The organism is Arthrobacter sp. 179, assembly GCF_052379645.1.
Classification (GTDB): Bacteria; Actinomycetota; Actinomycetes; order Actinomycetales; family Micrococcaceae; genus Arthrobacter_H.
This window is the reverse complement of the sequence record NZ_JBQSYU010000011.1, coordinates 21,149-34,709: the sequence shown is the minus strand read 5'-3', so window position 1 is coordinate 34,709 and position 13,561 is coordinate 21,149. Positions and strand designations below refer to the sequence as shown.

At 59.7% G+C, this 13,561-nt stretch carries 10 protein-coding genes; 6 read left to right on the top strand and 4 right to left on the bottom strand.

Features of this window, described 5'->3' with window-relative positions:
• Positions 1-499: 499 nt before the first annotated feature.
• On the top strand, positions 500-1,957 hold the full coding sequence (locus ACT3UE_RS08560) for a glycosyltransferase (protein WP_444566534.1): 1,458 nt from the start codon (positions 500-502) through the stop codon (positions 1,955-1,957).
• 818 nt (positions 1,958-2,775) lie between these two features.
• The gene (ftsY, locus tag ACT3UE_RS08555; protein WP_444566533.1) at positions 2,776-3,987 is read left to right on the top strand and encodes a signal recognition particle-docking protein FtsY; all 1,212 of its coding nucleotides are present in this window, start codon (positions 2,776-2,778) and stop codon (positions 3,985-3,987) included.
• Between the two features lie 324 nt (positions 3,988-4,311).
• On the opposite strand, the gene ACT3UE_RS08550 is transcribed toward ftsY, so the two are convergent.
• Positions 4,312-5,499, bottom strand: a complete 1,188-nt coding sequence (locus ACT3UE_RS08550; RefSeq protein WP_444566532.1) for an IS110 family transposase — start codon at positions 5,497-5,499, stop codon at positions 4,312-4,314.
• Between the two features lie 442 nt (positions 5,500-5,941).
• On the opposite strand from ACT3UE_RS08550, the gene ACT3UE_RS08545 reads away from it, so the two are divergent.
• A complete protein-coding gene (locus ACT3UE_RS08545; protein WP_443349313.1) occupies positions 5,942-6,991 on the top strand; it encodes an acyltransferase family protein in 1,050 nt (349 codons plus the stop codon).
• A 98-nt stretch (positions 6,992-7,089) separates the two neighbouring features.
• Here ACT3UE_RS08545 and ACT3UE_RS08540 read toward each other — a convergent pair whose 3' ends face one another.
• From ACT3UE_RS08540 to ACT3UE_RS08530, 3 genes are all read right to left on the bottom strand, one after another.
• Positions 7,090-7,548 carry a universal stress protein gene (locus ACT3UE_RS08540; RefSeq protein WP_444566531.1) on the bottom strand — a complete coding sequence of 153 codons (459 nt, stop codon included), beginning with the start codon at positions 7,546-7,548 and terminating at the stop codon, positions 7,090-7,092.
• 181 nt (positions 7,549-7,729) lie between these two features.
• Positions 7,730-8,173 (bottom strand): universal stress protein, encoded by a 444-nt coding sequence (locus ACT3UE_RS08535; RefSeq protein ID WP_218778260.1) that lies wholly within the window; start codon positions 8,171-8,173, stop codon positions 7,730-7,732.
• A gap of 130 nt (positions 8,174-8,303) precedes the next feature.
• Positions 8,304-9,788, bottom strand: a complete 1,485-nt coding sequence (locus ACT3UE_RS08530; protein ID WP_443348370.1) for a glucose-6-phosphate dehydrogenase — start codon at positions 9,786-9,788, stop codon at positions 8,304-8,306.
• A gap of 140 nt (positions 9,789-9,928) precedes the next feature.
• Between ACT3UE_RS08530 and ffh the strand changes: the two genes are divergently transcribed.
• From ffh to ACT3UE_RS08515, 3 genes are all read left to right on the top strand, one after another.
• The gene (ffh, locus tag ACT3UE_RS08525) at positions 9,929-11,497 is read left to right on the top strand and encodes a signal recognition particle protein (RefSeq protein ID WP_443348373.1); all 1,569 of its coding nucleotides are present in this window, start codon (positions 9,929-9,931) and stop codon (positions 11,495-11,497) included.
• Between the two features lie 20 nt (positions 11,498-11,517).
• Entirely contained in the window at positions 11,518-12,147 is a 630-nt protein-coding gene (locus ACT3UE_RS08520; RefSeq protein WP_443348375.1) for a hypothetical protein, read from the top strand.
• A 150-nt stretch (positions 12,148-12,297) separates the two neighbouring features.
• Positions 12,298-13,560 (top strand): alpha/beta hydrolase, encoded by a 1,263-nt coding sequence (locus ACT3UE_RS08515; protein ID WP_444566530.1) that lies wholly within the window; start codon positions 12,298-12,300, stop codon positions 13,558-13,560.
• Position 13,561: the final 1 nt, after the last annotated feature.

Below are 13,561 nucleotides of genomic sequence, written 5' to 3'. Positions count from 1 at the left end.
AGCCGGAGTCGGGACTTGGATCGGGTCTTGGAGCAGTACTTGCTGCTTCGGCAAGATCCTATTCCAAGATCCAAAGCGAAGCGAGGCTAAGCGACTGAGATGCATATTGAATCAACTGCCGACTACCCGCGAGCCAACAGTATCCTGGGCCGGCAGAACCTCTGGATATCACGCTGCACATCCAACGCAAGAAGACCAAGGCTTGGTCTTGCAACGCCAAGCTTGCTCGGCCGGCAGAACTGGCGTCCCTGGCACGGGAGAAAGAAAAGGATTTCGGAGCCGATAATTGAAATCAAAATGACTCGTTCGTGAACCAAATTACTCACGGAGGGACAGCTATGAGGGAACGCATATGAGTCGGCAGCGACAGTCGCTCAAGTAAGCTGTTCCCCTCGACTAGTGAATGGGTAGGTGAACCATGAAGAGACAAGATATATTCAGTGTTTTCGGAATGTTCGGACCGGGGGGAATGACAACGGCCGTTTTGAACCGGAGCTCCATGTTTGCCAATGCCGGCCACAAATCCCACATCATGACCTTGGACTACGGTTCGGGACCTGCCGCAAGAGTTGGAAACCGAGCCCGAATTCACCCGGACGTGGTCGTCAACAACCCTTTCGAAGAAGCAAGGGCTGCCAACACTCTCGAGACCAGCACGACGCCCGATCCTGTACTTATCGGTACGACTGAGGCTGGGTATTTGGTCCAGGCGGATGAAATCGAGACCAAACATTATGCCCGCTATTTTAACCAAGACGGAACATACGCGAAATACAAAAAGTGGTCACCCGATCGTTCTCGTCTTGTTTTCATTGACCACTTTAACGACGACAAAGAAATCTGTCGGCGCGAGGAGTTCGATGATGACGGAGTGCTCCATCGAGAAATTGGATACCTTCGAGGGAAGAAGAACCGGGAACGCTATCTAACGGCAGATGGATTCTGCTACTTTGTGCGTTGGTACGATCCGGAAACCGGCAAGGGGCAGAGCGTCTACAGATTTACTCGGGGACAGGAAACAGCTGTCCGTTACTCTAGCTTCACAGCGTGGAGGACGGCCTGGATCCGCGAGCAATTTGCGGCTTGCAGGAAGCCCCCGATTGTTCTGGCAGATGGGCGTTTTGTCATGCCTAACCTACTCAAAGTGCCCAAGGGAACTTGCCGCCTCTATGCGGTGGTGCATTCGAACCACTATGCCGCGGAACCTCACTCTCCTGGGGCGCCACTCAAGGACTACTACCAGGACTATTTTGAAAGGATCGACGACTTCGATGGGATCCTCACCCTGACCGACCAGCAGAGAGCCGACGTAGCGACGGAGACGGGGCATCCAGAAAAAATCCATACTATTCCCAACACTATGCAGTTCAACCAGACACCAGTCGTCCAGACTATTCCTGGTCGAGTCGGGTTATTCGCAAGTGTCTTCAGGAATAAAGGTCATCTCGATGCGGTCCGTGCGTGGAGTGGCGTTGTCCGGGCGCACCCGGGTGCGGAGCTACACATTTTCGGTTCAGTTCCCACGGAGTCGGCTGCCTATCTGAAAGAAATTCAAGCCGAAATCGAAGTACATGGTCTCGCTAACTGCGTAAAATTCCGAGGGTACTCTACTGAGGTTGCGATGGAAACAGCCCGTTGCACGGCCACGATTCTTCCATCTCGGACCGAAGGACTTCCTTTCGCGGTAATAGAGTCAATGCTGACGGGCACCCCAGTTGTTGCTTACGACTGCCCCTATGGTCCTCGCGACCTTATCAACAACGGTGTTGATGGCTTTCTAGCCCCTCTTGGCGACGTTGGCACTCTCGGATCTCGCATTGTCGACCTCCTCAATGATCCTGCGCGGGCATCATCCATGGGTGCGATCGGACAAAACAAGATCGCTGACAGTTACTCGACGGACGCAACGCTCAGGCGCTGGAGCGATCTCTTCCGAGTCAAGAGCCTTGGAAGCTAAACGCATGGTCCCTTAACAATGTCCACCCTGTAAGCCCCTGTGACGCTGATCGAAAAAGATGTGCCAGTTTTGAGTTCCAAAATCGTCGTAGGTGGGCAATGGACGCAAGGTCTTCCGGTGTCAGGGGGTTTTTGCCCTAAGGATGGGTTGGATTGCCACAACAGACACGATTTCAGTTCGTCCTTGTTGTCTAAGAGTTTATTTTTGCAGTTCATCATTCTGACTGTACGAACGCGAACACACTCGTGAAATGTGATATCCGAATCCGTACTGACTTCGAGAATTTTCGATTCCTAAAGCTCTAGGCGCTGAACCTTGGAATCAATTGGAGGTCTCAGAATTTCCACCATCGAAGCCTCTCCTTTCCGACATGAAATATTTACGTGGATTATCGGCCTGTGACTTCGAATTGCCAGAAGCCTCTTCTTTTTGATGCCTATTTTGGCCTCTATGCCTAGGGCTCCGTAAGGGATGAGTCTCGACGCTGGCCACTATGTGTGCGTAATTCACGGAACTTGATTCCATACAGGCGGCGAAGCCTATTAGGGTGATGTAGTGAGTGTTTGCTTTGGAGCGAGAGCCTCTCTCTCAAAGCTCCTGCTGAAACACACAAACCGGTTGGCGAAAGTTAGGGTATCGCATTGCAGTTAGCGCGAATTAGGCGGGCGCCAAGCTAGTCTTTCGCCGAAAACCGGGCAAGGGCCGACGCACGGGGCATGGGCTGAGTTAGAACAGCTTCAGCCGGCCAGCCGTAGAAATCCGACCCATATCACTTGGCGAGTTCGTGGCTATTTGCCAGTTTATGAGAAGGTTATGCGGTGTCTACAGAAACCCTCTTGATTATTGCCGTCGTCGTTGTTGTGGTCCTTGTCGTGGGCTTGGGAACTGCCTTCTTCCTGCGTGGACGCACGACACCTCCTGGTACCTACGACGGACCCCGTGACGCAAATGATCCAGCTCGGGGAGGTCCTGGTGGCGATGGAACTGACACCCTGACCGATCCGGGCAAAGCCCCGGAACAGGACGTCGAAGCTGGTGGGCGATCAGGCACCGCACCGGCCCCCGAAGATGCGGTTGGACAACAAGACCTGGCCGTTGACGTTCCGGCGCCAGTTCTCGGTCGTCTCGCACGCCTCCGGGCACGTCTGGTCAAGTCGAACAATGCACTGGGAAAGGGACTGCTGTCGCTGTTGTCGCAGGACGACATTGACGAAGACGTTTGGGACGAGATCGAGGAAACGCTGCTGCTAGCTGACCTCGGCAGTGAACCTACCCAGGAACTGGTTGAAGCACTTCGTGAACGGGTGAAGGTCGAAGGCCACCGGGACCCTGTCCAGGTCAGGTCGATGCTTCGTACTGAACTCATCAAACTGGTTGATCCGAGCATGGACCGCTCCATCGTATCCGTTCGGCAGCCCACCGGCCCGTCGATCGTCATGGTCGTTGGAGTCAACGGCGTCGGAAAAACGACCACCATCGGCAAGATTGCCCGCGTCCTCGTTGCCGAGGATAAAGACGTGCTCCTCGGGGCTGCTGACACGTTCCGTGCCGCAGCCGCCGAGCAATTGGCAACGTGGGGGGCCCGAGTCGGTGTCCCTACCGTCCGTTCCGATGTTGACGGTGCAGACCCCGCGTCTGTGGCTTTCGAAGCAGTGAAAGCTGGCATGGATCAAGAAGTAGATGTCGTCATGATCGACACCGCCGGCCGCCTGCAGAACAAGGTCGGACTGATGGACGAACTGGGCAAAATTAAGCGAGTCGTTCAAAAGCAGGCTGCCGTCAATGAGGTTCTGCTCGTCCTTGACGCCACCACTGGCCAGAATGGTCTGAACCAGGCGAAGGTGTTCTCCGAAGTTGTTAACGTCACCGGAATTGTTCTGACCAAACTCGATGGAACGGCAAAAGGCGGAATCGTCGTCGCCATCCAGCGCCAACTTGGCGTACCCGTCAAACTTGTGGGACTCGGCGAGGGCCCGGACGATCTGGCGCCGTTCGATGCAGAGGATTTTGTCGACGCGCTCTTGGACTAGCTGGCTATAAGGTCTGTCAATATCGTGGTGGCGCAGGTATACCTACCTTCGGGCCGTGTTCTGCACGAAGCTGTTGAGGATCCGTGGCGGGTTGGATGGAGGGCGGCGCGAGTCGCCCAGTTGCGCTCACACTGACTGATGCGACCTCGGTGGGTCATCTGGCGTCGTTCGAGCTGCGTTTGGGGCGAAGGGCCGGGCGCCAAGCTAGTAGCGGCGTAACCCTTGGGGGTCCGCCATAGGACTATCGGCGTCTGGTCCGGTCCCTCGCCACCTTCCAGTCTGCCTCTGTCACGGGCGTTGGTGAAGGGTTGGTAATGGTGGGGTTCAGTCCTCCAGGGTCGTCCAGCGGGTGGGCTCGTAGGAGCATTGGTCACGCACCAGGGCATAGGCGATCCGGTTGGCCCGGTTGGCCATCGCGCAGGCAATGACCTTGCCTTTCTTCCCGCGCTTGCGCATGCTGGCCCCGTAGTCCTTCGAGGCCCGGTCGTGGAGCCACAGCCCGTTGCCCAAGCCGATGAGGGCCCGGCGTAGTTCGACGCTGCCCTCGCGGCTGATTGAGCCGTCCCGGCGCCGACCGGCTGATTCATATTGGGACGGAGACAGCCCGGAGGCCCGGTAGATCTGCGACGGTCCCGGCCACCGGGATGGTTCCCCGATACAGGCGCCGTAGGCCGCGGCCCGGGATACTGACCAGCCAGGCACGGACAGTAGGGGATGGAACGGGGTGGCCGGCAACAGTGCGGCGAGTTGGGCGTCCACCGTGCAGATCTGCCCGTCGAGGAGTTGGAGCATTGCCAGGTCTTCTACGAGCACTTCGCGGGCCGAGACGGCATCGTTCTGGGGCAACGCATCTCTGGCCGCGGCTACCAGCCGGGCCGCCATGGGGCCTCGGACCTGCAGCCCACGAACCTGGGCGTAGCGGATGAACCGTTCGGTACCCGGTGAGGAAAGACGGTCCGGGTCGGCGAAGTGCTCGGTGACCAGCCTGCCGACCTTGGTGGCCAGGACGTTGGGAAGGGCCAGGGACAGGCCGGGAAAGGTGCCGTCGAGCTGGCCCAGGATCTGGTTCTTCAACGCAGTCCTGGCCTCTATACGGCGATACCGGTGGGCGGCCAAGACGGTGATTGAGCCGATGACCACGGAGCGTTCGGTCATTGGCTGGCCACGTCCGGCCAGGACCAGTTCGGTGATTGCTTCGAGATCGATCGCGTCGGTCTTGACCTTGCGCCGGCCCTGGATGCGGCGTTGTTCGGCCACGTGGGCCGGATTCAGCTGGAGAAGGTCCCACCCCGGGGGCCAGGACATCGGGGACGAAAGCGGGTGGTGGTAATGCCCGGCGGTCTCGATGCCGACCAGGACCGGGATATCCGGTGGTATGACGAGCTGGATCTTCTCCAACGCGGCGTTCAGACCCGTTCGGGTCATCGCGGCATCGAATGGATCCAGTAGAACCTGATGTTCAGAGTCGGTGGCCGAGAGGGCCAGGGTGTTCTTGCCGACGTCCGCAGCCACGACTACGGTCTGTGTTGCATGATGGAATGACATGACCCACCTCCGGGGGCAGCCAGAAGGACCGGCGCGTCAACGCCTGATCCTCGATGAGGGATTTGATATATCCCTTCTGGCACCTCCGGAGGTGTTTTGGGAAGACCTACGACTTATATCAGGACGCTATGTGTTCGGTCGATCCTAGTTTCGCCTGACGGTCCGAACCGCTCTAACGGGCCGCTACCTATGAAAGGGCAGTACGTACTTTTGGGCCTGAAGGAGTTCTCGATGGAAAAGTTCCCGTAGTTGGGACACCATCACGTCAAGCCGGTTGCTAGGAATGCGTGCAAATCCAACAGTATGGTCGTGTTTATGGGCGATCGAACCACTCCGCTGACAGAGCAATGTTAAAGCTGGTGACGTCGCGGCATTCGGCATAAAACTCGAGAATTGTTATCGTAGTGTGATGAAAGCTCCCGAACTGAAGCGACGCGACCAGCGTCTGGACATTGCGAAGGGGCTCCTGATCGTCCTGGTAGTCCTCGGACATTTGCTCGAGGGAACAAATTTTTGGACTGCAGACACGGTACGTCTTCCACTGACGTTCATTTATGCGTTCCATATGCCGGCTTTTGCATTCCTTACGGGAATCACGGGAACACCAAAGAAACTAGTCCGACGAATCGGCCCGCTGGTAGTGCTACTTGTCCTCTTTCAAAGCCTCTATTTCGGGGCAACGCGCGTTCTGAAGCCTGGCGCGGATTTCGAGTGGAACGCCCCGTTCTGGATGCTTTGGTTCTTAGTGGCGATGATCTGGTGGCTGTTGCTGACACCGATCATTGATAGATTTCCTCGTTCCTCGATACTGGGGGCGATTCTTCTTGGCATCGCTGTGACCGTGGTTCCTTGGATTGGCTATCCACTATCCCTGGGCCGGGCTCTTGTCTTCCTGCCGTTCTATGCCGTTGGCTATGTTTATGGAAAGCGCGCCCTCAACTGGTGTATGGCAGCTCCAGGACTCCTTAAGGGCGTCGTCGTCGGCCTTGCGCTAATAACCGTCCTCGTTTTGTATTCCAAGGACATCCAGCATGGGTGGTATCACGCGGCTTTGAGTTCAGAGGAGCTTGATGCCACTCCAGCTGAGGGGCTAGCCATGAGAAGTCTGCTCCTAGGAGTTGCTGCATTATCTATCATGGCTTTTCTCATGCTCGTCCCAACGCAGGAACAAATGGGGCTAGCGAAAGTCGGACGGCACACTCTGCCTGTTTTCCTGCTCCATGGCTTCATTGTTTTGTGCGCTGAACCGTACCTGCCCGACGTTTTGGCGGACAAGAACATCGTTGCCATCGTCCTGGTTGTTGTCCTCGCGGCTGGAACAGTGTTGCTGACCTCGGGGCGTCGTACTAACGCGGTGATGCGGGATGTCAGCGGATATCTCTTCAAACGCCCTATTCAGTCGCAGGCAGACACGAAAGAGCGAGTGCCAAGCAGACTAACTCGGGCAAGCCAACACTAGTCATCGGCACGACATGGCCTAGCGGCAGGAGAGCCTGCCTCGCGAATGCGGCAAGGAGCCTGGAGTAGGCCGCCGGCGATCTACTCCAGGCCACACGGCTATTTGCGCTTTTTCTTATCTTCCTTTTCGCTGGGAACGACGACGAAAGGGGATTTCGAATGTGCCACACAGTGCTGACTTACGGAGCCCAACAGCATCCCGGCAAAGGCTCCATGGCCTCGGGTGCCCAAGACCAGTAGCTGTGCGTCTTTAGATGCCTCGACCAGTGTTGAAGAAGGATGCCCCCGCTCGGTCCGCCGAATAACATTGGAGTCCGCTCCGACGGCTTCGGCGACGGTTTCTTCGAGAAGTTCGCGTGCACGCGCCTCGATTTTCTCCCCGGATTCTGCGTACGCGGCCAAGTATCCGTAGCTCGTCGGGATATCCCAAACGGCCAGTGCCTCTACCGGAGCTTCGTACCGCTGCCCGTATTCCACGGCCCATTTCAGGGCTGCCTTGGAATCATCGGACCCATCGACTCCGACCACAACTGGTTTGGTTGCCATGATTTCGTTCACCACCTCCGGTGTGCACCGAGCACACCCTTGAAGACTGCGGCCACGGTTCTGGTGGACGTGCCTTCTGGCAGGACCGCCTCGTCCACTCAATAGCCAGCATATCACGGCGGCAGAGCCCTGATCCGGGGCCAGACTGGGGTCGCCGGAGGGTCCTTCGACCCTGCGGCGACTCGAACATCAATTACTTCGCTTCGACGTCGCTCTCCGGATGCCGAATGACGACGAAGGGGCATTTTGAATGAGACGCGCAGTGCTGACTGACGGAGCCCAACAGCATGCCCCTGAAAGCACCGCGACCTCTGGTGCCCAAGACCAAGAGCTCGGCGGACTCCGAGATTTCCACCAGAGTTTTGGCGGGGTGCCCACGTTCCGTGCGTTGAAGCACTCCGGAATCTGCGCCGACGGCTTCTTGAACTGCTTCGTTGAGGACCTTGCTGGTGCGTTCCTCAACTTGTGCGCCGGTCTCTGGGTAGGTGGCCATATTCCCGAAGGCCAACGGAAGTTCCCAGACCGCCACAGCGTAGACCGGAAGGTCGAAGCGCTTCCCATACTCCACGGCCCACTGAAGAGCTGCCTTGGAGTCGTTGGAGCCATCGATGCCGACGACTACTGGTTTGGTTGCCATGTGTTCGTTCACCACCTCCGGTGTGCTCCGAGCACACCTTCGAAGATCACGGTCGCTGTTGCAGAGGACGTGCCGGATGGCAGGACCGTTTCGTCCACCTGAGGCCAGCTTAGCAGCGGGTACGAAGGGGTCAGCCGGCTGCTGGAGGAGCGTCCTGTGGTGGGAGTTCGGTGCCCGGAAGGAGGCCTTCCATCGGTTCGCTCTCCAGCTCGACTTCTTGGGAAGTCACCCAGTGGGTGGGTCCGTTGGAGCCGGCGGGGTACTCCTCCATCGGGACCTCGCCGTTCGACCAGGCGGCCAATACCGGCTCGATGATCCGCCAGCATTGTTCGGCGGTGTCATCACGAACCGACAGCGTCGGGTCCCCGGCCAGTACGCCCGCCAAGACTTCACCGTAGGGCAGCAGGTCGGGGGTGTTGAGCTGGGCTGAAAGACCGACACGATCCAGGTTGTACATGTCCCCGGGGCCATTGACGTCTAGCTCGAGTTGAAGGATGTCCGGGCCGAAACCGATGCGCAGGCGGGTGGGGGAGTCGTTGCCGGTGAAGCCTTGCGGTAGGTGGGCGACCGGCTTGAAGGTAATGACGGCCTCTTTGCGGGGCTGCGCCAGAGCCTTTCCCGAACGCAGGATGAACGGTACGCCAGACCAGCGGGAGTTGTTGATCTCGACTTCGATCTCCGCCAGGGTTTCGGTGTTGTTGGTCCGATCCACACCGTCTTCGGAGGTGTAGTCAGGCACATGGTGTCCGCGGCTCGTCCCAGCGGTGTAACGGGCACGCCGGGTGCTTTTGGTGTAGTCGGTGGGGACCTTCGTCGCCCGAAGGACCGAACCGATGTGGTCGCGTAGATCCCGTTCGCCCAAAGTGGCGGGGGCGTTAAGGGTCAGCAGGGCCAAGATCTGCAAGAGGTGTGACTGGATCATGTCCCGTAGGGCACCGGCATGGTCGTAGTATCCTGCCCTGGACTCCAGGGCCAGGTCTTCGTCGTAGAAGATCTCCATCTTCGCCACGTGTTCGCTGCTGAACAGCGGTTCTAGGAAGCGGTTGGCGAAGCGTAGGCCCAGGATGTTGAAGACCGTGGCCTTGCCTCGGAAGTGGTCCACACGCTGAATGGATTCCTCCGGCACCAGGCGGGTGAGTGTCTTGGTCAGGGCGTGGGCTGATTCGGCGCTGGAACCGAAGGGCTTCTCCATGACCAGCGAGGTACCCTCGGGGACTTCTTCCGGTGTCAGGACTTCGCAGGCTTTCTGGCTGACCGTCGGGGGAAGCGCGAAATACAGGGCGATCGGGCCCTCGCACGTGGCCAGTAGTTTGCCGAGTTCGCCCGGTGCGGTGACGTCGAGGGCCGTGTACGTCGTCTGCCGGGCAATGCGGTCCAAATGTGCGGCACCGTCTCCGGAAGCCTTCGTCCGTGCGTTGGCGAAGGCCTCGGTGACGCGGTTGGACCAATCTTTGGGGGTGAAATCCGGGGAGCCGGCCCCGGCGAGGATCAAGTCAGGCTGATCTCCCTTGGAGATGAGGGCAGCCAGACCGGGCAGCAGCAATCTCCCGGTCAGGTCCCCTGAGGCGCCGAGGATGAGTAACGTCTTGACATGGGATTTCTTTGCTTCACTCACCTGCCTAGCTTGCCACCATTGCGCCCACCGTGTCTGCCCCCGCTGGCCGATACCGTTGGGCACGTTGGACCTTGGTAACCTTGGTAGTCGAGTCCAGCGGGGTTTCCCGCAGCCACCCACACGAAAGTAGTTCAGCTCACGTGTTCAATTCTCTCTCCGACCGGCTGACAGCGACCTTCAAGGGCCTGCGCGGCAAGGGACGCCTTTCCGAAGCCGATGTCGACGGGACCGTCCGGGAGATCCGGCGCGCCCTACTCGACGCCGATGTCGCCGTCCCGGTGGTGCGTGCCTTCACCGCCCAGGTCAAGGAGCGTGCGCTGGGCGCCGAGGTCAGCGGTGCGCTGAATCCGGGCCAGCAGATCATCAAGATCGTCAACGAGGAACTGGTGGGCATCCTCGGCGGAGAGACCCGCCGGCTGAACCTGGCCAAGGTTCCACCGACGGTCATCATGCTGGCGGGCCTGCAAGGCGCCGGTAAGACGACGCTGGCGGGCAAGCTGGCCAAATACCTCAAGGCCCAGGGGCACACCCCGCTGTTGGTGGCCTGTGACCTGCAGCGGCCCAATGCCGTCAAGCAGCTCCAGGTCAACGGTGAACGCGCGGGTGTCCCGGTCTATGCCCCACACCCAGGCGTCTCCTCGGAATTTGAGGAGGCCACCGGCGACCCGGTCGTCGTCGCCCGCAACGGCGTCTCCGAAGGCCGGCAGAAGCAGCACGATGTGGTCATTGTTGACACCGCCGGCCGTCTGGGTGTTGACGAAGAGCTGATGCAGCAGGCAGCTGACATTCGTTCGGCAGTCAATCCACATGAAGTCCTGTTCGTCATCGACGCGATGATCGGTCAGGATGCCGTGAACACTGCCCAGGCCTTCAACGAAGGTGTCGGAGTTACCGGTGTGGTGCTCTCCAAGCTCGATGGCGACGCGCGCGGTGGCGCCGCGCTGTCCGTTGCCTCGGTGACCGGCAAGCCGATCATGTTCGCATCGACCGGCGAGAACCTGAGCGACTTTGAGGTCTTCCACCCGGACCGGATGGCCAGCCGCATCCTGGACATGGGCGACATGATGACGCTCATCGAACAGGCTGAGCAGAACTGGGATAAGGGCGAAGCCGAACGGATGGCGCAGAAGTTCGCCGACCGCGAGGACTTCACCCTGGACGACTTCCTGTCCCAGATGCAGCAAATCAAAAAAATGGGCTCCATGAAGAAAATGCTCTCCATGATGCCCGGAGCCGCCATCTCCAAACAGCAGCTCGAGCAATTCGATGAGCGTCAGATCGACAGGATCGAAGCCATCGTCCGCTCGATGACCCAGCACGAACGCGTGGCGCCGAAGATCATCAACGGTTCGCGTCGAGCCCGTATCGCCAAGGGTTCAGGCGTGAGCGTTTCCGAGGTCAACCAGATGCTCGAGCGCTTTGGTGAAGCACAAAAGATGATGAAGCGCATGGCCGCCGGCGGTGGGATGCCGGGCATGCCCGGTGGCGGTGGTCGGGGCGGCGCCAAAAAGGGTAAAGGCGCTGGCAAGAAGAAGCAGAAGTTCGGAAACCCGGCCAAGGCTGCCCAGGCGGAATTGGATTCCAAGAACCGCAAGTCGGCTGCTCCCTCGGCCCCGACGGGTGCCTCCTTCGGGCAGCAGGGCGGGCAGGACTTCAATCCCTCGGACCTGAACTTGCCCAAGGGCTTTGATAAGTTCCTGGGCAAATAGGTCGGCGGCGGTAGCGGCTGATGACTGTTGTGCAGGGACTTGACGGATTCCTCGGCGCCCGGTGGAAGCACCAGGCCTACGCTTCGACCCTGGTACGGCGCTCCGATGGGGCCGTCCTGACCGTCAAGGACGCCGTGGGAGTCAACGAATCCCGTTACGGCGAGGACTCGGAGCCGGACTGGGTGCTACCGACCGCCCAGGTCAGGTCAGGGGCGACACCGCGCGGGGCTGCCGCCTCGATCCTGGCCCGGATGGCTTTGGAACCCTCGATGGGCCGGATGCTGGTCCATGATTTCCGCCCCGCTACCGGAGGAGCGCACTCGGCCGGAGGAAATGACACGGGCCAAGAGTTCTTCGTGTACGACGGAGGCACCTGGGTCACCGAAGTGGAACGCTTCACCGCCGACGGCGGGCTGCTCCAGGTTAGATTCTGCCCGCTAGATCAACTTCCGGTCCTGTTGCCACCCGGGGACGCAGAACGTGCCGCAGCCGGTGTCCGTGCCCTGGAGCTCGGGGGAGTGACCGAACTCGAGCACGGCAGGGACATGACCCCTCGCCATGTACCGGGTAACCGGCAGCCTCCCCGCGGCCTCATGCCCGAGCTGCCCGCGACCGCGCCGGTACCCGGGTTGCGCCAAACGCGAGGATGAGCGCAGGCTGCGTGTCGCAGCCCCGACAATAAATAATCGCCTGTCCATCGAGTCAACTGTGACGTGCTAGGCGTAGAGTCCACATCGGAGGGGCCTAGTGGATCCGGCACGGGCCGGCACAGCACTGGCAGGCCGGAACCTATGGATGCTGTGGAATCGATCAGCCTCGTTGGCGGCTGGCTACCCCCACTGGTTTGGGTAGTGGGTATTATCGGCCTCATCTTCCTGGTGCTACCGCGTCAACGCCGTCGATGGTGGCTCGCCTACCCCTTGCTTGTCTTGGCCGCGGCTCTGGTCACCTGGGTGATCTATCTTCTCCTCGTGTACGTCTGGTTCGTCATCGCCGATCCGCTCCCACTGGTCGTCATCGCCTGGGCGGGCTTGGCTCTGTTCGGAATCCTGTTGGGCGTGTATTCGGCGTCAAAGTCTCCCTGGACCTGGAAGCTCCTGGCCACACTGGCGACCATCGCCGTCGTTCTCCTCGCCGGATTGCAACTGAACGCCTATTTCGGGCAATACGTGAATGTGAGAAGCCTGTTGGGCGATCAAGTGGCGGTGCAAGCCCTGCCACCGAACCTCATGCGCGGCGGATCCGGGACCGGCAGCCAGAAGATTCCAATGCCCGGTACCGTCAGTCAGGCATCGATCCCGGGGACCGTTTCGAAGTTCACGGCGCGCGATGCCATCATCTACCTGCCGCCCGCCTACGAACCGTCGGGACCGAGGCAGCTACCCGTCTTGGTGTTGGTCGCTGGACAGCCCGGCGGACCGCAACGTTGGCTCGACGCAGGGCATCTGCCAGGAATCATGGACTCCTTTGCCGCTGCGCACCACGGCATGGCACCCGTGGTCGTTGTCGCGGATCCCAATGGAACCACTAGCGGAAATTCAATGTGCATGGATTCAGACATCGCCCAGGCGGACACCTACCTCTCGGTCGACGTGCCGACCTGGATCACCACGACGCTCAACGTGCAAAAACCCAGCCCGGGCTGGGCCTTTGGCGGGTTTTCCTTCGGGGGTACCTGCGCGCTGCAAATGGGAACCATGCATCCGCACCTCTACCCGAACATCATTGATCTCTCCGGTCAGCAGGAGCCGGCCCTGTCGGTCAGCCGAACCGAGACCATCGACAAATCCTTTGGCGGAAACACGGCTGCCTTCGAGTCCCGCCTGCCACTCACGCTCCTGCACCACCAACGTTTTCCCTCAACCCACGCTTTCTTTTCGGTGGGGGCCAGCGATCATCAATATGGTCCCGATATGGAGGTGGTGGTCACCGCTGCCCGTGCCGCAGGTATGCAGGTGAAGGAACTCCGGGTCCCCGGAGCGGGCCACTCGTGGGCGGCCGCCAGGGCGGGGCTTACCGCGGGCCTGGATTTTCTGGCGCCTCACTGGGGCATGGTGCGCTAAA

Coding starts and splice junctions, on each gene's coding strand:
- ACT3UE_RS08560 (WP_444566534.1), top strand. CDS start 500: ATGTTTGCCAATGCCGGCCACAAATCCCACATCATGACCTTGGACTAC.
- ACT3UE_RS08535 (WP_218778260.1), bottom strand. CDS start 8,173: ATGGCAACCAAACCAGTAGTCGTCGGCATCGATGGCTCCAACGACTCC.
- ACT3UE_RS08545 (WP_443349313.1), top strand. CDS start 5,942: ATGAAAGCTCCCGAACTGAAGCGACGCGACCAGCGTCTGGACATTGCG.
- ACT3UE_RS08520 (WP_443348375.1), top strand. CDS start 11,518: ATGACTGTTGTGCAGGGACTTGACGGATTCCTCGGCGCCCGGTGGAAG.